Genomic DNA, 23496 nt, shown 5'->3' with positions numbered 1-23496 from the left:
GGTAGTTATTTTTCCTCGCCGGCGTGTTTCAACAGCCAGCAGTTGTGAATCTGACGGTTACGGGCGAAATCCTGCGACTGTGTTTGCGCGGTAATTTCTTTCGCTTCCAGTCCCAGCGTGGCAAGCCCGGCCTTGTCCATCTGGAATCCGCGTTTGTTGTTAGAAAACAGGATGGTACCGCGAGGGCGCAACAGGCGTTTGAGCTGAGTCATCAGCATCAGGTGGTCACGCTGTACATCAAACGATTCGTCCATCCGTTTAGAGTTGGAGAAGGTCGGCGGGTCGATAAAAATCAGGTCAAACTGTTCGTGGGTTTCCCGCATCCATGCCAGGCAATCGGCGTGGATCAGCCGGTGCTGACGACCGGTTAAACCGTTAAGACGCAGGTTTTTCTCCGCCCATTCCAGATACGTGCGCGACATATCCACCGTGGTCGTAGAACGCGCCCCGCCAAGCCCCGCGTGCACACTGGCGCTGCCGGTGTACGCGAACAGGTTGAGGAAATCCTTGCCGTTACTCATTTCGCCCAGCATACGGCGCGCGATGCGGTGGTCGAGAAACAGCCCGGTGTCCAGATAGTCGGTCAGGTTAACCCACAGTTTGGCGTTGAACTCCGATACCTGCAGGAACTCCCCTTTCTCCGCCAGCTTTTCGTACTGGTTTTTGCCTTTCTGACGCTCGCGGGTTTTCAATATCAGATGACTGGCGGGCAACCCCAGTACGCTCAGAGTGGCGTTAATCACATCAAACAGGCGCTGGCGCGCTTTCTGAGCATCAACGCTTTTCGGCGGTGCATATTCCTGAATTACTACCCGATCGCCGTAGCGGTCTACCGCGACGTTATATTCCGGCAGGTCGGCGTCATACAGGCGATAACACTCAATGCCCTGCTGCTGCGCCCATTTCTCCAGCTTACGCAGGTTTTTGCGCAGACGATTGGCGAAATCCTCGGCAAAGGCGGCCGTGGTCGGCGCACCGCTTTCATTTGCCGCCAATTGGTAATTCTTCTGCACACACTCCAGCGGGCCGTTTTTGGCTTTGAACTGGCGATCAGCACGCAGTTGCAGGCAACTGAGCAATTCTGGCGAGGCGCTAAACAGCGACAGTTTCCAGCCGCCGAACTCACTTTTCATTTTGCGACCGAGCAGGTTGTGCAACGCGATCAACGCCGGTTCGCTCTCCAGACGCTCGCCGTAAGGCGGGTTGCTGACCACCGTCCCCGTCGGCCCTTGCGGCAGCGGATTTTTCAATTGGGTGGCATCGTGGGCTTCAAACCGAATCAGGGAACTGACCCCGGCGCGGCGCGCGTTGCTGCTGGCGATCTCCACCATACGGCGGTCAATATCGGAACCGAAGAAACGGGAGGTGGTCGCCTGCAACCCCGCACGGGCACGCTCCTGGGCCTCGGTGGTAATGCTTTTCCACAGCGTCGGGTTATGTTTTTGCCAGGCCAGAAAACCCCAATGCTGGCGATGCAAGCCGGGAGCGCGATCGGCCGCCATCATCGCCGCTTCAATCAGCAGCGTACCGGAGCCACACATCGGGTCCACCATCGGCGTACCGGTTTCCCAGCCGGAACGCAGCACAATCGCCGCTGCCAGGTTTTCTTTGAGCGGTGCCTGCCCGGCCATGTCGCGGTAGCCGCGCAAATGCAGACTCTCACCGCTGAGATCCAGCGCGATGCTGGCCTTCTCGCGTTGCAGAAAAACATTAATACGGATATCCGGCTGCTGGCGGGCGACGTCCGGGCGCTGGCCGGTTTTACGGCTGAAGCTGTCGACAATCGCGTCTTTCACCTTGAGCGCGCCGTATTGGGTGTTGCGGATTTCGTCATTGGTGCCGGTAAAATGCACGGCAAAGGTATGATTGACGTCAAACACCGAACTCCAGTCTATCGCCTGCACCCCCAGATACAGATCCAGATCGCTATAGACTTTACACTCGTTGAGCGGCAGCAGGATGCGTGATGCCAGTCGGCTCCACATCAGGCTTTGGTACAGCAGCCGATCGTCTCCCTGAAAGTGCACCCCGCCCTGCACCACCGTGCAGTGCTGCGCCCCCAGCGCTTCAAGTTCACTTTTTAACAATTCTTCCAGACCACGTGCCGTGCTGGCAAACAGAGAGTTCATATCGCGACGATTACCTTCACTAAAGGACGACCTTGAAAAGAACGTTCTCAACGAAAGAAAACGCCCTCGAAAAAACGCACCGGAAAGAAAACCGGCATCGATAAAGAAAATTGAGGCGCATTATAGCTAATCCCGGCGGCTTGTCATAAAGTTGCCGCTTTACGTCAGCAAGGAATCCTCACCGTGATTGTGTTAAGTCGGCTTTTTGTTCATCCGGTTAAATCCATGCGTGGTCTGCAATTGTCACAGGCGATGGCCAGCCCCAGCGGCCTGGCGTTTGACCGCATGTTTATGATCACCGAGCCCGATGGCACCTTCATTACTGCCCGCCAGTTTCCACAACTGGTGCTATTCACACCGGTGCTGACGCACGAGGGTGTTTTCCTGTCCGCGCCTGATGGGCAGACCTGTCTGGTGCGCGTTGACGATTTCGCCCCTGACACCGCCCCGACAGAAGTCTGGGGTAATCATTTTCAGGCCCGGATCGCACCAGAAGCCATCAACCAGTGGCTGAGCGGTTATCTGCAACGACCGGTACAACTCCGCTGGCAAGGGCCGACGCTGTCACGCCGCGTCAAACGCCACCCGGATATCCCGCTGGGATTTGCCGATGGTTATCCCTTCCTGCTTGTCAACGACGCGTCGTTTAACGATGTACGCAACCGTTGCGGTGCCGGTATCCGTATCGAGCAATTCCGCCCTAATCTGGTGGTCAGTGGTGCAGAGGCGTTCGCTGAAGACAGTTGGCAAACCCTGCGCATCGGCGAAGTGATGTTTGATGTAGCAAAACCCTGTAGCCGCTGTGTGCTGACCACCGTGAGTCCGGAACGTGGGCGCAAACATCCGGCAGGTGAGCCGCTGGCAACGCTGCAACAATACCGAACGGCGGAAAACGGCGATGTCGATTTTGGCCTCAATCTTATCGCCCGCCATAGCGGCATCATCCGCGCAGGCGACAGCGTCGAGGTGCTGTCGACTAAACCGCCCCGTCCTTATGGCGCAGGTGCCGTCACGGAAAGCCTGACGCCGCCGCCCAGCGCCGCCAAACCGGTACAAATTACCTATCAGGGGACAGGTTTCACTGGCAACAACCAGCAAATTCTATTGGAACAGCTGGAACAGCAAGGAATACGCGTTCCTTATTCATGCCGGGCCGGGTTGTGCGGTTGCTGCCGACTGACACTCAACGACGGTGACGTGTCACCGCTGAAAGCCAGCGCGCAGGGAGAGGATGGAACGATACTGGCATGCAGTTGCATTCCGGCTGGGGATATTACGTTAACCTGATCAATGGCATTAATTTGACAGGTTATGCATGGCGCGGGGCAACACGCCTCGCGTCGTCAATATTCAACCGGCAAAGGCGTAACGCGCCGACGTTTCGTCGTTTTCTTCCATCGCTGGGCTGAGACGGTCGTGCATGATTTTGATGGCATCGCCCAGTTGCATCACTTTCCCACTGAGCGTCAGTTGCCCTTGTGCCAGCACGCACAGGCTGGCTTTATCACCGGCCTCTACCACCATGAAATTCGCCGTTTCCGGACGCTCATTAAGCTGAACGCTGACCTGATCACCGGTTTGCACCACAGCCTGAGCCCGCGGTTGCGCCGCGAAATGCCAGCTTTTCGGCATCATCGGTTTGAGGAAACGGTTCGCTACCAGCGCATTCAGTACCAGTTCAGCCCGCGCTTCGGCCGATAACGCCAGTGTCTGGCATTTCTCCTGATAAGTGAAAAACAGTGCGGCATCCTCAACACAGAATACGCTGGGTGCAAACGCATCTGGCGTTAGCATTGAAGAAGAGAAACGAGAACGAAATACCATGCCGTTGGCCAGATCAAGCATCAGGCGCGCCTGCTCGGTATCGAAATACCAGCGCCAGCTATCATCAGGGGTTAATTTCATCACATTACCTTTATTTATGCCTTACTGATGCCAAAGTCCCGGAAAACAGGCCAGGATGAATAATCGGCCGCCAATCAGTAAGCAACCGGAATGAATTAACTACAATCAACTTACCTGTGACTCGAATTATTCTGAGCAATAGGCTATTCGGTGTCATCAATAGCGTTAAAAATAACCCATCAGGCACGATGATGCTGTATTTTTGCACAAACGAAGAAAATATAGACCAGCGCAGAGGAGAAATAAACCCCCAACGCTGGGTAACTGGAATGAAAAATCAGATGTGGGTAACAATATCTTTAATCAGGCGCGGTCCACGATAAATAAATCCGCTATAAATCTGAACCAGCGTCGCCCCGGCCGCTAATTTTTCTCTGGCGGCAACGACAGAATCAATTCCCCCGACGCCAATAATCGGCAATCGGCCCTGCAATTCCTGTGACAGTCGACGGATGACTTCGGTGCTGCGCAGCTGCAACGGTCGACCACTTAATCCACCGGTTTGCCCGCAATGGTTCAATCCCTGAATCAATTGTCTGTCGAGCGTGGTATTGGTGGCAATGACACCATCGATATTATGGCGCACCAGGCTATCGGCAATTTGGACCAATTCGTCTTCGCACAGATCTGGCGCAATTTTTACCGCGACCGGCACATATTTTTGGTAGCGGGCATGCAGCTCGGTCTGTTTATTTTTCACAGCCTGTAACAAATCATCCAGCGCATCGCCATATTGCAGTGTGCGTAATCCCGGTGTATTGGGAGAGGAAATATTGATGGCGATATAACCAGCATGGGAATAGACCTTATCCATGCAGATCAGATAATCCTCTTTTCCCTGCTCTACCGGCGTGTCTTTATTTTTGCCGATATTAATGCCCAGCACGCCACCAAAACGCGACTGTTTGACATTTTCCACCAGATTATCGACCCCACGGTTATTGAACCCCATGCGGTTGATAAGCCCTTCGGCTTCCACCACCCGAAACAGGCGCGGCTTGTCATTACCCGGTTGCGGACGCGGTGTCACGGTGCCGACTTCGATAAAGCCGAACCCCATCGCGCCGAGCGCATCAATGCACTCGCCGTCTTTATCCAGCCCGGCGGCCAGCCCCAGCGGGTTGCGAAACGACAGCCCCATGCAGGTTACCGGCTTGGTAGGGACTGACTGACGAACCAGCCATTCAAAGGGGGTGTGGGTGATACGGCGCAACTGATGCAGGGTAAACTCGTGCGCCTGTTCGGGGTCGAGCTGGAATAACGCTTTACGAATGAGGGGATACATGACTTCTCCTGGATTCCCGGTTATAAACCGGGGGCGTATTATCATCCATCAACGGGCGAAAGGGAATTGACCTGGGCTAAAAAAACGCCGCAACAACGCAATCGTTTTCCTCTCTCACCTCTGGGTTGAGGCTTTTTTATCCGTTTTTTCACTTTTCATTCCACAATAAATCATTTTCCGACCCTCTCCCTCCTCTGCCAGACTAGCCAAACAGTTATTAAATCGTGACAAATGCTGATTTTTGGTTATAAGGAGTCACTATGCGCGTTATCACGCTGGCAGGGAGCCCCCGCTACCCTTCCCGGTCAACGGCTTTACTACACCACGCTGGAAAATGGCTGGAAGCCAAAGGCGTCGAGGTGTTGCCCTGGCACTTGCACAATTTCCCGCCGGAAGACCTGCTCAATGCCCGCTTCGACAGCCCGGCGTTGCAAACCCTGAACGAACAGCTCGCCAGCGCCGAAGGCGTGCTGATCGCTACCCCAATTTATAAAGCGTCGTTTTCTGGCGGCCTGAAAACCTTACTGGACGTGCTGCCAGAGCGCGCACTGGAACATAAAGTGGTGTTGCCACTTGCCACCGCCGGTTCCGTCGCTCACATGTTAGCGATGGACTACAGCCTCAAGCCGGTGCTAAACGCGCTCAAAGCACAGGAAATCCTGCAAGGCGTCTTCGCCGATGACAGCCAGATAAGCCACTACGATCGCACCCCACATTTTCACGATGCGCTGGAAACGCGTCTGCACGAGGCGCTGCACCTTTTCTTTCAGGCATTGATTCGCCGTCAGCCTGAACCGCTGCGCCACAGTGCCTGACCCGGAATTAAATAGAAGGAAAATGTCATGCTGTCTGCGATTAAACACACTGCCCTGACGCTGCTTTTCACCGCCGCTGTTAGCGTATCCGCTGTCGCCCATGCCGATGACGCCCCCGAACAATTGCGTATCGGTTTTCAGAAAGGCTCGGTCAGCCTGGTGCTGGCTAAAACTCACCAGTTGCTGGAAAAGCAATTCCCGCATACCAAAATTAGCTGGATTGAATTTCCTGCCGGGCCGCAAATGCTTGAAGCGCTAAATATCGGCAGTATTGATGTCGGCAGTACCGGTGATATTCCGCCGCTGTTTGCTCAGGCTGCCGGTGCCGATCTGGTTTATATCGGCGTCGAACCGCCGAAGCCCAAAGCCGAGGTGATTCTGGTCCGGGACGACAGCCCCATCAAGACCGTCGCCGACCTGAAAGGCCGCAAAGTAGCGTTCCAGAAAGGCTCCAGCTCGCATAACCTGTTGCTGCGTAACCTGCAAAAAGCCGGTCTGGCATTCACCGATATTCAGCCTGCTTATCTGACACCGGCAGACGCCCGTGCCGCTTTCCAGCAAGGCAACGTCGATGCCTGGACTATCTGGGATCCCTACTACTCGGCAGCGCTGTTGCAAGGGGGTGTCCGCGTTCTGGCCGACGGTACGGACCTGAACCTGACCGGGTCTTTCTATCTGGCCTCACGCCATTATGCCGAGCAATACGGTACGTTCCTGCAACAGGTGCTCAACACCCTGACCCAGGCCGATGCCCTGACCATCAGCCAGCGAGCGCAAAGCGTCACGCTGCTGGCGAATGCCATGGGGCTACCCGAAGCCGTCATCAGCACCTATTTCGATCACCGGCCTATTACGGTGATTAAGCCGGTGGATGAGCGTACCTTGCAGGCCCAGCAGCACACCGCCGATCTGTTTTACGAAAACCATCTGATCCCCACCCGACTGGATGTCGCCAGCCGCATCTGGCACGCGCCGGTCACCCCCTAATTCTCAGCACGATTGCATGGAGACGATACAAATGAGTCTGAATATTTTCTGGTTTCTGCCTACTCACGGTGACGGCCGCTATTTTGGCCGCGGCGAAAATGCCCGCCCGGTTGATTACAGTTACCTGCAACAGATAGCCCAGGCAGCGGATCGCCTGGGATTCGGCGGCGTGCTGATCCCCACCGGACGCTCCTGTGAAGACTCCTGGCTGGTGGCATCGTCACTGATCCCAGTCACGCAACGTTTGCGTTTTCTGGTGGCGTTACGACCGGGAATTATCTCGCCAACGTTGGCCGCTCGTCAGGCCGCCACGCTGGACAGACTGTCTAACGGGCGGGCGTTGTTTAATCTGGTGACCGGCGGTGACCCGGAAGAACTGGCCGCAGAAGGCCTGTTCCTCGATCATGAACAGCGCTATGAGGCTTCGGCCGAGTTTACCCGCATCTGGCGGCGGGTGCTGGAAGGCGAAACCGTCGATTACGATGGCAAGCACATTCAGGTCAAAGGCGCCAAACTGCACTACCCACCGGTACAACAGCCACGCCCACCGCTGTATTTCGGCGGTTCATCCGATGCGGCGCTGGATCTGGCAGCCGAACAGGTAGAGCTTTACCTCACCTGGGGTGAGCCTCCCGCGCAGGTGAAAGAAAAGATCGAACGTGTTCGGGCCAAAGCCGCAGCACAAGGGCGTAGCGTACGTTTCGGCATCCGCCTGCACGTGATTGTACGTGAAACCAATGAAGAGGCGTGGCAGGCCGCCAATCGCCTGATCTCCCGGCTGGATGACGACACCATCGCCGAAGCACAGGCATCGCTGAAACGTTTTGACTCCGTGGGCCAGCAGCGGATGGTGGCGTTACATGGCGGTCGCCGTGACAAGCTGGAGATCAGCCCCAATTTGTGGGCCGGCATCGGTCTGGTACGTGGCGGCGCGGGGACAGCGTTGGTCGGTGACCCGCAGACAGTGGCGCAGCGCATTCAGGAATATGCCGACTTGGGTATCGATACCTTTGTGTTGTCAGGCTACCCGCATCTGGAAGAGGCCTATCGCGTGGGCGAATTGCTGTTCCCGCATCTGGATGTCGCGGTACCCGAGGTGCCGCAGCCACAGCCGCTACGCTCACAGGGCGAAATCGTCGGCAACGAGTTCGTCCCGCTGCTCAAAGCGGCACAAAGCTAAGGAGCAGGCCGATGCTGAGGATTCTGACACCGATCACCGCACGCCTGACGCCCTGGTTGCTGCCGTTACTGCTGGTGGCGCTCTGGCAACTCGCGTCCAGCGCTGGCTGGCTTTCCACCCGCATTCTGCCGTCACCGCAGGCAATCACCCATACCTTCTGGCGGCTTATACGCAGTGGTGAACTGTGGCAGCACCTTAGCATCAGCACCTGGCGTGCGCTGACCGGGTTTGCCATCGGCGGCACGCTGGGGCTGGTGTTGGGGTTCATTACCGGGTTATCCCGCACCGGTGAGCGCCTGCTCGATACGTCCATGCAGATGCTGCGCAATGTGCCGCATCTGGCGCTGATCCCGCTGGTGATCCTGTGGTTTGGCATTGATGAAAGCGCCAAGATTTTTCTGGTGGCGCTCGGCACCCTGTTCCCCATTTACCTCAACACCTACCACGGCATCCGCACCATCGACAGCGGCTTGCTGGAAATGGCGCGCAGTTACGGGTTATCGGGTTTTCGGCTGTTCCGCGAAGTCGTGCTGCCCGGTGCGCTACCGTCGATCATGGTCGGTGTGCGCTTTTCGCTCGGCTTGATGTGGCTGACGCTTATTGTGGCGGAAACGATATCCGCCAGTTCCGGCATCGGCTATCTGGCGATGAACGCACGCGAATTTCTACAAACTGATGTGGTGGTGGTAGCGATTATTCTGTACGCCCTGCTGGGCAAACTGGCGGATATCATCGCCCTGACGCTGGAGCGCCTCTGGCTACGCTGGCACCCCAGTTGGCAACGAACGGAGGAACACGCATGACATTCACCCCTACTCCCCCCGCGCGCCTGAACGTCGGCACACCGCTTTTGATCAATGGTGTGACCAAACGCTATGGCCAGCGCACTATCTTAAATGACGTGCATCTGCATATTCCGTCCGGCCAGTTCGTGGCGGTAGTCGGTCGCAGCGGCTGCGGTAAAAGTACACTGCTGCGACTGCTGGCCGGTCTGGAACACGCCAGCCAGGGTGAACTGTTGGCCGGTCGTGCCCCGCTACATCAGGCTCGCGATGATATCCGGTTGATGTTTCAGGAAGCCCGCCTGCTGCCATGGAAACGGGTGATCGATAATGTCGGGTTAGGGTTGCGCGGTGACTGGCGTCCTGACGCGCATCAGGCACTGGAGGCTGTCGGTTTATCGCCACGGGCTACCGACTGGCCAGCCGCACTCTCCGGCGGCCAAAAGCAGCGGGTGGCACTGGCACGGGCGTTGATCCATCATCCCGGCCTGTTATTGCTGGACGAACCACTGGGCGCACTCGACGCGCTGACCCGTATCGAGATGCAAGGGCTGATTGAATCACTGTGGCTACAGCAAGGCTTCACCGTGGTGCTGGTGACGCATGACGTCAGCGAGGCGGTGACCCTCGCCGACCGGGTTATCCTGATAGAAGACGGTCAGGTCGGGCTGGATATAACGATTGACCTGCCACGGCCGCGCCGTCGCGGCTCTGCCCGGCTGGCAGAGCTGGAAGCGCAAGTGCTGGAGCGAATTTTAGCACCTGCTGCTCGCGAACCCCTCTACCCTTCACAGGCGCACGCCTGACAGGTGTACCCACTCAGGGTGTAAAAAAACCACCGTCTGCGAGCAGCGGTGGTTTTTTATTACCGTTATCCTATCAGGCAGATGCCGTCAGGATAGGGCGATATTACGCGTCCAGCGCCTTGGTAATCTTCTCAAACAGGTCGCCGGAGAGGTTTTCCAGCCCTTTGAGGGTTTCCAGCGCCTGTCGCATCAGTGCCTGACGGGCTGAGTCGTAACGTTTGAGACGGATCAGCGGTTCAATCAGACGTGACGCCACCTGCGGGTTGCGGGTGTTCAGTTCGGTAAGCATCTCGGTCAGGAACTGATAGCCACTGCCGTCTTGAGCGTGGAACGCCGATGGGTTGCCCGCACAGAACGATCCTATCAGCGAGCGCAGCCGGTTCGGGTTGTTCAGGCTAAAGGAGCGGTGGTTGAGCAAGTCACGAACCCGGTGTAGCACGTCGCTGGCCGGGCTGCTGGCTTGCAGAACAAACCATTTGTCCATTACCAGGCCATCCTGATGCCAGCGTTCGTCAAACGCCGCCAGCAAACCATCCCGGCACGGCAACTGCGCCGCTACCGAGGCCGCCATCGCCGCCAGCGAATCCGTCATGTTGTCCGCCTGCGCAAATTGCACCGACACCAGCTTGTCAGCCTGTTCTCTCTCGGCAAACGCCAGATAGTGCAAGCACAGGTTACGCAGGGCGCGTTTACCCATGTCCTGTTGATCCACTCGGTAAGAAGGCAGTTTATTGGCACGGTATACCGTCAGCAATTCGTCCGCCATTTCCTGCGCCAGCGTCTGAGTCAGTGACTGACGCACCGCCGCGATAGCTTCCGGGTCGATAACCTCAAACAGTTCCGCCATTTCGTTTTCGCTCGGCAGCGACAGAATCTGCGACGCCAGCATCGGGTCCAGACCGTCATCCAGCAATACGCCACGGAAGGCGTCTACCACATGCATCGGTAACGATAGCGGTTGTTTTTGCTGATGGCGCGCTACATTCAGGCGAATATAGTTCGCCAGCAGGCTCTGAGCGGCATCCCAACGGGAAAAGGCATTGCTGGCATGACGCATCAGGAACGTCAGTTGCTCATCACTCCACGGATAGTTCAATTTGACCGGCGCGGAGAATTCACGCAGCAACGACGGTACCGGCTGACAAGGAACCTCATCAAACACGAACGTTTGCTCAGCTTCGGTGACGTTCAGTACCGAGCCCAGTTTCTGGCCTTTCTGACGCAGCGGGATAACCTTCCCTTCGCTATCGTACAGTTCAATATCCAGCGGGATATGCAGTGGCAGTTTGGGTTGTTTATCGGCACCGACAGGCGTCATCTGGCTGACATGCAGATGGTACTGGTGGGTTGCCGCGTCATAGTCGTCACGAATCGTCACGACCGGCGTGCCGGACTGGCTATACCAGCGACGGAACTGCGACAGATCGACACTGGAAGCGTCCTCCATCGCCTGCACAAAGTCATCACAGGTCGCCGCGCTGCCGTCATGACGATCAAAATAGAGACGCATCCCCGCCTGGAATTTCTCTTCGCCCAGCAACGTGTGCATCATACGAATCACTTCCGACCCTTTTTCATACACCGTCAGGGTATAGAAGTTATTCATTTCGATAACCTGATCCGGGCGAATCGGGTGGGACATCGGGCTGGCGTCTTCGGCAAACTGTGCGCCACGCATCACCCGCACGTTGTCGATCCGGTTAGCCGGGCGGGAACCGACATCAGAGCTGAACTCCTGATCACGGAACACCGTCAGCCCTTCTTTCAGGCTAAGCTGGAACCAGTCGCGGCAGGTCACGCGGTTACCGGTCCAGTTGTGGAAATACTCGTGGGCTATCACTGCCTCGATACCGAGGTAGTCCTTGTCGGTGGCGGTTTCGGCTTTGGCTAGCACAAACTTGGAGTTGAAAATGTTCAACCCTTTATTTTCCATCGCCCCCATATTGAAGAAATCCACCGCCACGATCATATAAATGTCGAGGTCGTATTCCAGCCCAAAACGGGTTTCATCCCACTTCATGGCGTTTTTCAGCGAGGTCATCGCCCAGTCGGCTCGATCGAGGTTGCCGCGATCGACAAACAGCTCCAACGCGACATCACGGCCGGAACGGGTGACAAAGGTGTCGCGCAACACGTCAAAATCACCGGCAACCAGCGCAAAAAGGTAGCAAGGTTTCGGGAACGGGTCTTGCCATTCCACCCAGTGACGCCCATTCTCCGCTTCGCCCTGCCCAACGCGGTTACCATTGGAAAGCAGGTACGGGTAACGGGCTTTGTCGGCAGTAACACGGGTGGTAAAACGCGCCAGAACATCCGGCCGGTCGAGATAATAGGTAATGTGGCGGAATCCTTCGGCCTCACACTGCGTACACAGTGCGTCACCCGACTGATATAACCCTTCCAGCGCACTGTTCGCCGCCGGGTTAATCTCCGTTTCAATCCGCAGGGTGAATTTTTCCGGCACGCCGGTCAGTTCCAGGCCATCGTCCAGTAAGCGATGTGCCTGCCAGTCTTGCCCATCGACCTGGACACTCAGCAGGGTTAGCCCTTCACCATTCAGTTTTAGCGCCGCGCCCTTTTCTCCTTGCAGCACGACCTGACTGACGGCCACCACCCGGGTCTTTTCCGGATGCAGATCAAAATCCAGTGCGATGTCGGTAATGGTGTAGTCCGGCGCACGGTAATCGTGCCGGTATTTGACTTGTGGTTGTTGACTCATGACTGATTACCTTAATGACAGCAGTAATAGTGGCGGTAAGACGTGTTCCGGTGGCCCATCTGCTTCCTTTCTTATTCATGAAGCACGTTATTCACGAAGCACGTTTTTATTCATGCAGCACATTATCCGTGAATACCGGTTTTATATTGCGAGCACACCAGATGTTATCGGATGTCCATCATCCGTAACATTCGCCAGGCGACGATGACGTCCTTTATATATTCACACAGTAAACAAGGTTAAACAGCGAACCCGGTACAACGCCACGCCAGAGGCGCTCAGGTCACCCTATGATCATCAGGTTACGCGGTTTATTCCGTTTACTTTATGCGCAGTTCCGTTATTCAACAGGCTGTTACGTCTATTAAAGGGGAGTGACTGCCGGAATGCAAACTTTCCTGTCATACCCTACGGCGTGCGGCGACGACAGGTTTTTTCGGGTAATTTTGTTTAGTATAAAAAACATTATAATTCAATCACTCATGGTAAACAGCGCGTAAAACAGCTACTTTTTTGTCACAATCGCACGATTGAATCTCGCCTTCATCCTCCCAATATGATGTGATAAGCCCAGTTGAACAGACAGCGTGCTCTCGCTGCCGATGACCATCCAGTCACTTGCATTAACTTGTAAAATTAACTTGTAAATTGTATTAAACGAGGATGCGGTAACGCATTATGACTTTACACACAGCCCCGATACTGACCTCATTGCTGGATACTGACGCCTACAAATTGCATATGCAGCAGGCGGTATTCCACCACTATTATGATGTGCATGTGGCGGCGGAATTTCGCTGTCGCGGCGATGAGTTGTTAGGGCACTACGCCGATGAGATTCGGGCACAAGTGGAGGCCATGAGCCACTTGTCGTTGCACGACGATGAGTACGCCTACCTCTCCTCGCTGCCCTTTTTCAACACCGACTACCTCGCCTGGCTGAAGACTTTCCGCTTCAACCCGTCGCAGATCCAGGTTCGCAACCATCAGGGTAAACTGGATATTCGGATCACCGGACCGTGGCGCGAAGTCATTTTGTGGGAAGTCCCGTTACTGGCGGTCATCAGTGAAGTGGTCCATCGTGCCCGCACACCGGGCGGACATATCGATGCCGCACTCGACCAGTTGCACCATACGCTGGCAAGTTTCCGCCAGCACAGCGCCGATGTCGATCTTAGCCGCTTCAAACTGATGGATTTCGGTACCCGTCGCCGCTTCTCTCGTGAAGTCCAGCACCAAATAGTACGCACCCTGAAAGCACAATTCCCTTACCTGATCGGCACCAGCAATTATGACCTGGCGCGTCGCCTGCAACTGGCACCGGTCGGCACTCAGGCGCACGAATGGTTCCAGGCGCATCAGCAAATCAGTCAGACGCTGGCGAACAGTCAGCGGGCGGCACTGGATGCCTGGCTGTTGGAATATCCCGATCAACTCGGCATCGCTCTTACCGATTGCATCACCATGGATGCGTTCCTACGCGACTTTGATCGTTCATTCGCCCGCCGTTATCAGGGGTTACGCCATGATTCCGGCGACCCGATTGAATGGGGTGAAAAAGCTATCGCCCATTACCATGCGTTGGATATCAACCCGATGGAAAAAACGCTGGTGTTTTCCGATAATCTCAATCTGGAAAAAGCACTGCATCTTTATCGCCACTTCGGGCAACGCATCAACGTTGTCTTTGGTATCGGCACCCGCCTGACCTGTGATATTCCGGGAGTGAAGCCGCTGAATATCGTTATCAAACTGGTGGAGTGCAACGGCAAACCGGTGGCCAAGCTGTCTGATAGCCCGGGAAAAACCATTTGTCAGGATCAGGCTTTTGTCAGTGCGCTGCGTAAAGCCTTTGACCTGCCCCGCGTGAAAAAAGCCTCCTGAGTCGTACACCACCTGTAAGACTGACTACTCTTTAAGCCAGTAACACCGGAATCGCATAAAACTTGCCACGTTCCGGTGATTTCTGCTTGTGTCCTGCCCGACGACAAGTAACATAACGAAACGCCCGTATTTGGGCAGTGAACCATTACATTTCACCCATTAAATTTCATCAATAGAGAGAATGTTATGAGCGTAGTGCCTGTAGTCGACGTACTGCAAGGCCGTGTCGCCGTTGACAGTGACGTCACCGTGCGCGGCTGGGTACGTACCCGGAGAGACTCTAAAGCCGGTATTTCCTTTATTGCCGTCTATGACGGTTCCTGCTTTGATTCGCTACAGGCTGTCGTCAATAATAATCTTGCTAATTATCAGAGCGACATCTTGCGCCTGACCACCGGCTGCTCGGTAGAAGTCACCGGCAAGGTAGTGGAATCTCCCGGCGAAGGCCAAAGCTTCGAACTGCTGGCCACCGAACTCAAAGTTGTCGGCTGGGTGGATGACCCGGACACGTACCCGATGGCGGCTAAGCGCCACAGTATCGAATATCTGCGTGAAGTCGCGCATTTACGCCCTCGTACCAACCTGATCGGTGCTGTCGCCCGTGTGCGCCACACACTGGCGCAGGCTATTCATCGCTTCTTCCATCAGAACGGTTTCTATTGGGTCTCTACCCCTATCATTACCGCTTCCGATACCGAAGGCGCAGGTGAAATGTTCCGCGTTTCCACGCTGGACCTGGAAAACCTGCCGCGTGACGATCAGGGCAAAGTCGATTTCAGCGAAGACTTCTTCGGTAAAGAAGCTTTTCTGACCGTATCCGGCCAGCTTAACGGCGAAACCTACGCCTGCGCCCTGTCTAAAATCTATACCTTCGGGCCGACCTTCCGTGCGGAAAACTCCAATACCAGCCGCCACCTGGCAGAGTTTTGGATGATTGAACCGGAAGTCGCCTTCGCGACACTGGATGACGTTGCTGCGCTGGCGGAAAACCTGCTGAAATTTGTATTTAAGGCCGTACTGGAAGAACGTGCTGATGACATGAAATTCTTCGCCGAACGCGTGGATAAAGACGCTGTCAGCCGTCTGGAGCGTTTTGTCACCTCTGATTTCGCTCAGGTGGATTACACCGACGCCATCACGATTCTGGAAAACTGCGGGCAGACGTTCGAGAACCCGGTATCCTGGGGTATCGATCTCTCCTCCGAGCACGAACGCTATCTGGCAGAGAAACACTTCCAGGCCCCGGTCGTGGTGAAGAACTACCCGAAAGACATCAAAGCCTTTTATATGCGTATGAACAACGACGGCAAAACCGTGGCGGCGATGGACGTACTGGCACCGGGCATCGGCGAGATTATCGGTGGCTCACAACGTGAAGAGCGTCTGGAGCAACTGGATATCCGTCTGGAAGAGATGGGACTGAGTAAAGAAGACTACTGGTGGTACCGCGATTTGCGTCGCTACGGCACCATCCCGCATTCGGGTTTTGGTCTCGGTTTTGAACGTTTGATAGCGTATGTAACCGGTGTACAAAATGTGCGCGATGTCATTCCGTTCCCGCGTACGCCGCGCAACGCCACGTTCTAAGCAAAAAATAACATAAGAAAAACAGATATATGTAACAAAGAAGAGCACCTGAGATGGTGCTCTTTTTTTTGTTTTAGAGATAGCTCACAAAGTTCCGCAATTTTTACAAATTGAAATACATATTTTCCAATAGTTACGCCATTTGTGAATTTGTATCATTTTAACGGTAGATTAACGCGCGGGTGAATGGAAAACTGCGTGCAGACACAGGAAGACAACTGCATTCACAACAAAGTTCCGTTAAGTTTTTTTTACTGTGATGCAGATGTCTGAATAACACCAATGAGGGTAATAATGATGAAGCGCAATATTCTTGCAGTGGTAATCCCTGCGCTGTTGGCTGCTGGTGCAGCTAACGCAGCTGAAGTATACAACAAAGACGGCAACAAACTGGACCTGACTGGTAAGATCGAAGCCGCTCACTATTTTGGTGATCAGGATAAGAGTGTGTTTGGTACTGGTGACCAGACTTATACCCGTCTGGGCTTCAAGGGCGAAACTAAGATCAATAACGACCTGACTGGTTATGGTCGTTTTGAATACCAGTTTGACGCCAGCAACGCTGAAGATACTAATAGCCTGCCTAGCAGCAATACCGGCAGTAAAACCCGTTATGCTTATGCCGGCCTGAAATTTGGTGATTTCGGTTCTTTGGATTACGGCCGTAACCGCGCAGTCGGCTACGATGGCTTGTCTTACACTGACGTACTGCCGGAGCAAGGCGGTGACTCATCTTATACTGATAACCTGACTGGCCGTAATTCAGGCGTTGCTACCTATCGCAACAAAAACTTCTTCGGCCTGGTTGATGGCTGGGACTTCGCGTTGGGCTACCAAGCCAAGCATGACGACTCTACTCAAACCAGAAAAAATACCGGCGACGGTTGGGCGATTTCCTCTTCTTACACCGCACCGTTTGGCGTGGGTGTGATTGGTTCTTACACCGCAGCTGACCGTACTAATAAACAAACAGCTGATGGTCATGGTAAAAAAGCCGAAGCATGGGCAACTGGCCTGAAGTATGATGCTAACAACATCTATGTTGCTACTACCTACGGCGAATACCACAACCTGTCTTACAAAAACGCAGCTGCCACTTCTGCTTACGACAAGACAAAAGTGTTCGAAGCTGTTGCTCAGTATAACTTCGACTTCGGTCTGACACCGTCTCTGGGTTATGTGTCTGCCAAGGCTGATGATGATGCAGCACAAACCAGCGGCTACCTGCGTAAATATGTCAGCGTGGGTGCAACCTATGCATTCAACAAGAACTTCTCTACCCTGGTTGAATATGACATCAACCTGATTAAGAGCGACAACAACCCGAACGGCGTTTCTACTGGCAACACCGTCGCTGTTGGTGCAATTTACCAGTTCTAATCACTATCAGTGTTAACGACTTTGTCGTAATACTGAACGTCAATTCAAAATGCCGATCACGTGTTGATCGGCATTTTTTTTCACAAAAACATACATAGTATGCACAATATTTTACCTGCAACGGTCGTGGCGTGTAACCCTAACGCCCAAAACACAAAAACAGCGGCAACGCGCAGCATACGCAGTTTTTGTGACAAAAAAACATACTACATATGAAAAAATAATGTCGATTATGCATGTTTTTTATTACAAGAGAAAATTATAACCTTATGATAAAGAAGTAAATAATAAAGAAGATAAGGGTAAAAATTACTTATACAGGAAGAGTTGCGCTAAATCAGAATGTGACGCGCCCCAAACTTTACATATAGATACAAAATAAAACAAAGTGTTTCTCAAACCAGTAATTGGTAGCATTTATGGAGTGGATAATCATCATTGTGAATGAAACACTGCGTTTGGACACATAAGACACCGCCATAATGCAGAAGTTCAGTTCAGATTGTTCTGCAAAAATGAGTGGGCGTGAACCAACACAATGAGGGTTATTTATAATGATGAAACGTAATATTCTGGCAGTGGTAATCCCGGCTCTGTTGGCTGCCGGCGCAGCTAACGCAGCAGAAATCTATAACAAAGACGGCAACAAGTTGAACCTCAACGGTAAACTGCATGCTGGTTATATTTTTGGTGATAATACAGACAGTCTTTTCGGCCATACCGATAAAACCTATACACGCCTGGGTTTCACCGGCGAGACCAAAATCAACAACGATCTGACTGGCTATGGCCGCTTTGAATATGAATTCAACGCTGCAAAAGCTGAAGACACTAACTCCAGTAACGGTAACAGTAAAACCCGTTATGCCTATGCCGGTCTGAAATTTGCTGATTTCGGTTCTTTTGATTATGGCCGTAACCGCGGTATCGCTTACGACGGTATCTCTTATACCGACGTTCTGCCGGAATGGGGTGGTGACAGCAGCTATACCGATAGTATTACTGGCCGTAGTTCCGGTCTGGCCACTTATCGCAACAAAAACTTCTTCGGTCTGGTACAAGGCTGGGATTTCGGAGTGCAATACCAAGCCAAACATGAAGACTCGACAGACTTGTCGAAACAGACAGGTGATGGTTGGGGTATCTCCTCATCCTACACCTCTCCTATCGGTGTTGGCGTAATCGCGTCTTATGCGAAAGCAGACCGTACAAGCTCACAGGTAAACAACACTAAGTTAGGTAAAGGTGACAAAGCGGAAGTTTGGGCTACTGGCCTGAAATATGACGCAAACAATATCTATCTTGCAACTACCTATGCTGAGTACCATAACCTGAGCTTTATTAAAGCTCTGGGTGGGTTTGCTGATAAAACAAAAGTTTTTGAAGCCGTTGCTCAATACAGCTTCGATTTTGGTCTGAAGCCGTCATTAGCATACGTTTCAGCTAAAGGCTATGATGATACAACTACTATGGCTAACGGTTACCTGACCAAATATGTCAGCGTGGGCGCTACCTACTCATTCAACAAAAACATGTCTGCTTCTGTTGAGTACGCAATCAACCTGATTAACAAAGATAGCAACCCTACTGGCGCCAAAACTGGCAACAGTGTCTTTACTGGCCTGACCTACCAGTTCTAATCCAGCTTCACTTCTCTGAAGTGACGTTGTGTAAAGCCGGGGGATATTCCCCGGCTTTTTCTTGTCTGGCCCCCTTCCCTTTAAAAAGAGAAATGCATTCTGACTTCGCACCATCATGAGAAATGGGTGCTGACCTTAATGGTCTTCCACAGTGATATCCAGTCCTGTTGATGCAGATCTCTGACATCGGTATTGAAAATCACATCTAAAATTAATAAAACCACCACAAAGTAAAGAACAGACAACCCCTTGTTTATTCTATGTAAAAATAGAAATAAAAATGAAATATAATAATTTTATTCGGATAAAAACATAATATTGCACCCCTACCACTCTCGTATCACATTCAGTCTGGTTCCCTCCCTTCCAGGATGTGAGACTGCAGCCGAAAAAAACAAAAAACTAACAATACTCCAACGGCTTCTCTTTGCTGTTTGGCAGAAATGCCGCAGCGCACATTAACAGGTTATGAGGGTAAGGGTGATGAAACATCTGATAACGATGTCAGCGGTAGCGGTATGCTTGTTTTCCGGCGGACTGGCCAGCGCGGCTGACGTTTATAATAACCAAGGTAATAAACTTGATCTGTATGGCAAGGTGCGGGCAGGTTATTACTTTGGCGATAAAACTAACAGTTTCAAAGGGAATGGTGATTCGACGTATGCAAGGCTGGGAATAAAAGGCGAGACGCAGATAAACCAGGATATTACTGGTTACGGCAATTACGAATACCACTTTGATGCCAGTAAGGCGGAAGACACCAACGCGGTAAACGGGAAAACCCGCTATGCGTATGCGGGTTTGAAATTTCGTCAACTTGGTAGTATCGACTATGGCAGGAATAAAGGCATCGCTTACGACGGCTTATCCTATACCGATGTGTTGCCAGAGTTTGGCGGTGATCAAGGCTATACCGACAGTATTACTGGCCGTACTGCTGGCGTCGCGACCTATCGCAACAAGAATTTTTTTGGTCTGGTCGACGGGTGGGATGTCGGTTTGCAGTATCAGTCTGCACACACAGATTCCAGCAACCCCGCCCTTCAGGTCGGTAATGGTGTGGGTGTGTCGTCCGCGTATGTATCCCCCAGTGGTCTGGGTGTTATCGCTTCTTACGAAACCGTTAACCGTACCACGGTACAACGCGCAACCAATGAGGGCGACAAGGCCGACGCCTGGGCTGCGGGGATAAAATACGATGCCAACAGCGCCTATCTCGCGGTTATGTATGGCCTATTCCACAACCTGACCTTCATCGGTACGTCCACCACCGCCTTTGCCGATAAAACCAGAATCTTCGAGGCGGTTGCGCAGTATCACTTTGATGTGGGACTGACGCCATCTTTAGCCTATATCGCCGCCAGGGCATACGATGAGACTGGCATCGGGCAAGGTACCAGCGGATACATTACCCGCTACGTCAGTTTAGGGGTGAATTACACCTTTAATAAGAACATGGTGATGAATGTCGCCTATCTGCGCAACCTGATTAGCAGTACCAATAATCCGTTTGCCAGAAAGACCGATGACACCCTGTTCACCGGTCTGGTATATCAGTTCTGACAACCCGCACGATTCCCGATACACACGATAACGACAGTGTATACGCTGCCTTTGTCATGGGTATCGGGAAAAAATCCCGACTGCCCCACTGCTCTCATTATTTCCGTTTCTTTTGATGCAAACGGTTGGCAAAGCCGAACGCTGGCGTTAACCTGCTATTTCTGTTTATTCTCTGTCATGGATTACTTCGCAATGTTTGAAAAAATCTCTGCCGCACCCGCTGACCCGATTCTGGGGTTGGCCGATCTGTTTCGCGCTGATGAACGTCCCCATAAGATCAACCTGGGGATTGGGGTCTACAAAGACGAAACCGGCAAGACACCTGTACTCACCAGCGTAAAAAAAGCAGAGCAGTTACTGCTGGAAACAGAAACCACCAAAAACTACCTGAGTATTGACGGCATACCGGAATTCGCCCGCTGCACTCAGGAGCTGTTATTTGGTAAGCAGAGTGACATCATTGCGAACAAACGTGCACGCACCGCACAGACACCGGGCGGCACCGGTGGCTTACGCGTGGCGGCAGACTTCATTGCCAACCAGACCAGCGCCACGCGCATTTGGGTGAGCAACCCAAGCTGGCCGAACCACAAAAACGTTTTTGCCGCTGTCGGTCTCGAAGTTTGTGATTACACCTACTACGATGCGGCTAACCACAAGCTGGATTTTGACGGCATGCTGACCAGCCTGAGCGCAGCCCAGGCGGGTGATGTCGTTCTGTTCCACGGCTGCTGCCACAACCCTACTGGTATCGATCCGACTAAAGAGCAGTGGGAACAACTGGCGGTGCTGGCACAGGAGAAAGGCTGGCTGCCGTTGTTCGACTTCGCCTATCAGGGCTTTGCCCGTGGTCTTGAGGAAGACGCTGAAGGCCTGCGTATTTTTGCTGCCAGACATCAGGAACTGATTGTCGCCAGTTCATATTCCAAGAACTTTGGTCTGTACAACGAACGTGTCGGCGCTTGCACGATTGTGGCGGCTGACGCATCTATTGCCGATACGGCATTCAGCCAGGTCAAAGCAGGCATTCGCGCCAACTACTCTAACCCGCCGTCACACGGTGCGGCAGTGGTGGCGACCGTGTTGTCTAACGAATCGCTGCGCAACATCTGGGAGCAGGAATTAACGGCAATGCGCGAACGCATCCAGCGCATGCGCCACCTGTTTGTCAGCACCTTGCAGGAAAAAGGCGCTAATCAAGACTTCTCTTTTATTATCAACCAGAACGGCATGTTCTCCTTCAGCGGTCTCAATAAAGACCAGGTGCTGCGTCTGCGTAACGAATTCGGTATTTACGCCGTGAATTCGGGCCGCATCAACGTAGCCGGTATGACACCGGAAAACATGGCGCCGTTGTGCGAAGCCATTGTCGCTGTGCTGTAATAGACTACCATCGCCCTGCTTCTGGCAGGGCGTCACGCAATAACAACAAAGCCAGCATCACCGCTGGCTTTGTTGTAGGTGGATAACGCGGTTATCACTCGGTATCACGTACGAACGGATTGGTACGGCGTTCTTCACCAAAGGTAGACATTGGACCATGCCCCGGGATAAACGCGATATCATCCCCCAAAGGGAACAGCTTAGTGCGGATAGAGGCTATCAACGCCTGATGATTCCCCTGAGGGAAATCGCTACGCCCTACACCACCACGGAAAATGACATCACCCACCTGAGCAAAACGCGCCTGCTTATCGACAAACACCACATGACCCGGCGTATGCCCTGGGCAATGCAACACTGATAACACGGATTCGCCCACGGTGACAGTATCACCGTCTTCCAGCCAGCGGGCTGGCGTCAGCGGGGGGCAATCATTCAGGCCGAACATACGACTCTGAGCCGGCAATCCATCCAGCCAGAAAGCGTCTTCACGCTGTGGGCCAACGATAGGAGCCTGAAAATATTCAGACAACGCCGCCGCCGCTCCAACATGATCCAGATGACCATGCGTCAGCAGAATCTGGGTTACCGTCACCCCCGCCTGCGCTACGGCCTGTTTAATTTTGTCGGCTTCGCCGCCGGGATCAACAATAGCGGCCTGCAACGTTTTCTCACACCACAGCAGGGTGCAATTTTGGCTGAAGGCCGTAACAGGAATAATTTGGTACTTCATACCGCTCCGTTTCTACTCGACATCCTTATTCAGGGAATAAAACCACCGATATTGCCCGGCTGGCACCTGCATTTTCTCTATCAGGTACTAATACTACCAGCAGGTACTAATACTACCAGGTACGAACAGCGCCGGTATCGATGTGCACAAAATTGCTCTGCGGGTAATACCCTACACCACCGGCGCGCATTTTCAGCGCCGCTTTTCGGATATTCGCCAACTGGACACCTTCAATATGGAAATCCATGGCTTTTCCCTGGGTGTGGTAGCTCTGTTTCGCCACGCCCTTACTGTGCGACCGCAAATCCTCATTGGTGCTGTAAGAACGGTAACCCGAGATCAGCTGTACCGGCTTGGTCGTACCCAACATGACCTGCAGGCGGTATAGCTGATCAAACAGCGCGGGGTCGATAGTTTTGACTTTATTGGCCCGATAATCACGGAAAAAATGGTTTAACCGGGATAACTCTGCTTTGTTATAACGCCGACCGTCGAAAAACTCGACCTTAATATGTTCACCGGTGTTGATATTGTTTAGCGTGAGAATGCGTGGACGCGCGGTGGAAAGCGAGGCCAGCGCCTGACCCGGTAACAGCGCCATCCCTAACGCCGCGCCGCCGATCGCCAACCATTTGCGTCGATGATTATCAATGTATTCCATAAAGATTGCATACCCTGGGCTAAAAGAAGCGAAGAGAAAAACAACAAGCAAAAATGG

The 23496-nt window shown here is 53.2% G+C and carries 18 protein-coding genes; 12 read left to right on the top strand and 6 right to left on the bottom strand.

Annotation, left to right across the window (positions count from 1 at the left end):
• Positions 1-5: 5 nt before the first annotated feature.
• Positions 6-2129 carry a bifunctional 23S rRNA (guanine(2069)-N(7))-methyltransferase RlmK/23S rRNA (guanine(2445)-N(2))-methyltransferase RlmL gene (rlmKL, locus tag DD586_RS08160; RefSeq protein ID WP_012884335.1) on the bottom strand — a complete coding sequence of 708 codons (2124 nt, stop codon included), beginning with the start codon at positions 2127-2129 and terminating at the stop codon, positions 6-8.
• Between the two features lie 183 nt (positions 2130-2312).
• Here rlmKL and DD586_RS08155 point away from each other — a divergent pair, with 183 nt between their 5' ends.
• Positions 2313-3416: a YcbX family protein gene (locus tag DD586_RS08155; protein WP_012884334.1), complete on the top strand. Its 1104-nt coding sequence runs from the start codon at positions 2313-2315 to the stop codon at positions 3414-3416.
• A gap of 63 nt (positions 3417-3479) precedes the next feature.
• Here DD586_RS08155 and DD586_RS08150 read toward each other — a convergent pair whose 3' ends face one another.
• Positions 3480-4034, bottom strand: coding sequence for a cell division protein ZapC (locus DD586_RS08150; protein WP_012884333.1), 555 nt, complete (start codon positions 4032-4034; stop codon positions 3480-3482).
• A gap of 277 nt (positions 4035-4311) precedes the next feature.
• Positions 4312-5319, bottom strand: a complete 1008-nt coding sequence (pyrD, locus tag DD586_RS08145; protein WP_012884332.1) for a quinone-dependent dihydroorotate dehydrogenase — start codon at positions 5317-5319, stop codon at positions 4312-4314.
• A gap of 260 nt (positions 5320-5579) precedes the next feature.
• On the opposite strand from pyrD, the gene ssuE reads away from it, so the two are divergent.
• Genes ssuE through ssuB form a run of 5 tightly spaced genes read left to right on the top strand, consistent with a single transcriptional unit; the run spans position 5580 to position 9889 of the window.
• Positions 5580-6134 (top strand): NADPH-dependent FMN reductase, encoded by a 555-nt coding sequence (gene ssuE / locus DD586_RS08140; protein ID WP_012884331.1) that lies wholly within the window; start codon positions 5580-5582, stop codon positions 6132-6134.
• Between the two features lie 27 nt (positions 6135-6161).
• Positions 6162-7121, top strand: coding sequence for a sulfonate ABC transporter substrate-binding protein (locus DD586_RS08135; RefSeq protein ID WP_012884330.1), 960 nt, complete (start codon positions 6162-6164; stop codon positions 7119-7121).
• Positions 7122-7152: 31 nt separating this feature from the next.
• Complete coding sequence (gene ssuD / locus DD586_RS08130) at positions 7153-8301, top strand: FMNH2-dependent alkanesulfonate monooxygenase (protein ID WP_012884329.1); 1149 nt, start codon at positions 7153-7155, stop codon at positions 8299-8301.
• A gap of 11 nt (positions 8302-8312) precedes the next feature.
• On the top strand, positions 8313-9104 hold the full coding sequence (ssuC, locus tag DD586_RS08125) for an aliphatic sulfonate ABC transporter permease SsuC (protein ID WP_012884328.1): 792 nt from the start codon (positions 8313-8315) through the stop codon (positions 9102-9104).
• Complete coding sequence (gene ssuB / locus DD586_RS08120; protein WP_012884327.1) at positions 9101-9889, top strand: aliphatic sulfonates ABC transporter ATP-binding protein; 789 nt, start codon at positions 9101-9103, stop codon at positions 9887-9889. Before ssuC ends, ssuB begins: the two co-directional genes overlap by 4 nt.
• A gap of 103 nt (positions 9890-9992) precedes the next feature.
• On the opposite strand, the gene pepN is transcribed toward ssuB, so the two are convergent.
• Complete coding sequence (gene pepN, locus DD586_RS08115) at positions 9993-12608, bottom strand: aminopeptidase N (protein WP_012884326.1); 2616 nt, start codon at positions 12606-12608, stop codon at positions 9993-9995.
• A 678-nt stretch (positions 12609-13286) separates the two neighbouring features.
• Here pepN and pncB point away from each other — a divergent pair.
• The 6 genes from pncB to DD586_RS08085 all read left to right on the top strand — a co-directional run bounded on the left by pncB (position 13287) and on the right by DD586_RS08085 (position 22045).
• Positions 13287-14492, top strand: a complete 1206-nt coding sequence (gene pncB, locus DD586_RS08110; RefSeq protein ID WP_012884325.1) for a nicotinate phosphoribosyltransferase — start codon at positions 13287-13289, stop codon at positions 14490-14492.
• Positions 14493-14678: 186 nt separating this feature from the next.
• Positions 14679-16079, top strand: a complete 1401-nt coding sequence (gene asnS / locus DD586_RS08105) for an asparagine--tRNA ligase (RefSeq protein WP_012884324.1) — start codon at positions 14679-14681, stop codon at positions 16077-16079.
• Positions 16080-16373: 294 nt separating this feature from the next.
• Complete coding sequence (locus tag DD586_RS08100; RefSeq protein WP_012884323.1) at positions 16374-17459, top strand: porin; 1086 nt, start codon at positions 16374-16376, stop codon at positions 17457-17459.
• A gap of 554 nt (positions 17460-18013) precedes the next feature.
• Positions 18014-19099 carry a porin gene (locus DD586_RS08095; RefSeq protein ID WP_012884322.1) on the top strand — a complete coding sequence of 362 codons (1086 nt, stop codon included), beginning with the start codon at positions 18014-18016 and terminating at the stop codon, positions 19097-19099.
• 483 nt (positions 19100-19582) lie between these two features.
• Entirely contained in the window at positions 19583-20662 is a 1080-nt protein-coding gene (locus tag DD586_RS08090) for a porin (protein WP_012884321.1), read from the top strand.
• A 192-nt stretch (positions 20663-20854) separates the two neighbouring features.
• Positions 20855-22045, top strand: a complete 1191-nt coding sequence (locus tag DD586_RS08085) for an amino acid aminotransferase (RefSeq protein WP_012884320.1) — start codon at positions 20855-20857, stop codon at positions 22043-22045.
• Positions 22046-22139: 94 nt separating this feature from the next.
• Here the strand turns inward: DD586_RS08085 and DD586_RS08080 are convergent, their stop codons facing one another.
• Positions 22140-22778, bottom strand: coding sequence for an MBL fold metallo-hydrolase (locus tag DD586_RS08080; RefSeq protein WP_012884319.1), 639 nt, complete (start codon positions 22776-22778; stop codon positions 22140-22142).
• A 112-nt stretch (positions 22779-22890) separates the two neighbouring features.
• Positions 22891-23439 (bottom strand): YcbK family protein, encoded by a 549-nt coding sequence (locus tag DD586_RS08075; protein WP_012884318.1) that lies wholly within the window; start codon positions 23437-23439, stop codon positions 22891-22893.
• Positions 23440-23496: the final 57 nt, after the last annotated feature.

Source organism: Dickeya parazeae Ech586, assembly GCF_000025065.1.
Taxonomy (GTDB): domain Bacteria; phylum Pseudomonadota; class Gammaproteobacteria; order Enterobacterales; family Enterobacteriaceae; genus Dickeya; species Dickeya zeae.
This window is presented reverse-complemented; position numbering and strand designations above follow the sequence as displayed.